Raw genomic sequence first — 215 nt, 5'->3', positions numbered from 1 at the left:
TTTCAGTTAAAAACATCGCAATTTCAACTGCTTCATTTTGAAGTTTGTTACGAGCCATTTCAATTTCTTTATCCATATCTTTTTTCGCATTTTTCTTGATTTTTTCAGCTTCTTCTTTTGCTTCACGAATAATATCACGGCGTGTATCTTCCCCACGATTTTTCGCATCTTCAACAAGCTTTTGTGCTTCTTTTTTCGCTTCATCAAGTTTATTC

At 33.5% G+C, this 215-nt stretch carries 1 protein-coding gene; it reads right to left on the bottom strand.

Features of this window, described 5'->3' with window-relative positions; genetic code table 11:
* On the bottom strand, nucleotides 1-215 hold a 215-nt coding region (locus ABCO64_RS10220), incomplete at both ends, for a F0F1 ATP synthase subunit B (RefSeq protein WP_343089383.1).

Origin of the sequence: Methanocalculus natronophilus (assembly GCF_038751955.1) — an archaeon.
Taxonomy (GTDB): domain Archaea; phylum Halobacteriota; class Methanomicrobia; order Methanomicrobiales; family Methanocorpusculaceae; genus Methanocalculus; species Methanocalculus natronophilus.
This window is presented reverse-complemented; position numbering and strand designations above follow the sequence as displayed.